The following is a 531-nucleotide window of genomic DNA, read 5'->3' as shown; positions in this document are numbered from 1 at the left end:
TCGTGTCACCTCTGCCTTCAGGAACTGGAGTAACCAGGCACGCAACTGCACCTCCTCCGGCTTTCTGACCTTTGCCAGCAATGCTGCACCCACAACAACCTTCTGCGCTGTGTCCAGGCTCCGGCTCTTCGCCTTCAGGCGCTGTAATCTCGCCTCAGCATCAGCAATCTTCTGTTCGAGTGTTCTGCTCATGATGTAACTCCGTGCGCGATGAAAAATCGCATTTTAGCGCGTCACTGGTAGTTTAAAAACTGAGCTGGCATAATGCACGGAAAATCACGAAGTGCGCACTTATACAATCTCCACTCCGTTTCGATTGTGTGCGCCCTGCGGGGCTGAAAGAAAACCACAAAAAGGCATTACGGCAGAAATGGCGATTTATCATCTCAGCATGAAAATCATCTCCAGAAACAGCGGCTACAGCGCCGTTGCTTCTGCTGCCTATCGTTCCGGTTCACTGATGCTTGATGAGCGTACCGGACTGACTCACGACTACACCCGCAAAAGCGGTGTGGCTGAAGCTGTGATTCT

Annotated in this window: 2 protein-coding genes; one reads left to right on the top strand and one right to left on the bottom strand. The window is 51.8% G+C overall.

The features are described from left to right. Positions 1 to 192 (bottom strand): relaxase accessory protein MobC (mobC, locus tag G434_RS00080; RefSeq protein WP_016249757.1); only part of this gene is annotated, 192 nt, incomplete at its 3' end. Positions 193 to 358: 166 nt separating this feature from the next. Here mobC and G434_RS28740 point away from each other — a divergent pair. Continuing rightward, on the top strand, positions 359 to 531 hold a 173-nt coding region (locus G434_RS28740), incomplete at its 3' end, for a MobA/MobL family protein (protein ID WP_262353714.1).

It is taken from the genome of Escherichia sp. KTE172 (assembly GCF_000408845.1).
In the GTDB taxonomy this organism is placed as follows: domain Bacteria; phylum Pseudomonadota; class Gammaproteobacteria; order Enterobacterales; family Enterobacteriaceae; genus Escherichia; species Escherichia coli.
The sequence above is the reverse complement of the archived record's forward strand: the minus strand, read 5'-3'. Positions and strand labels throughout refer to the sequence as shown.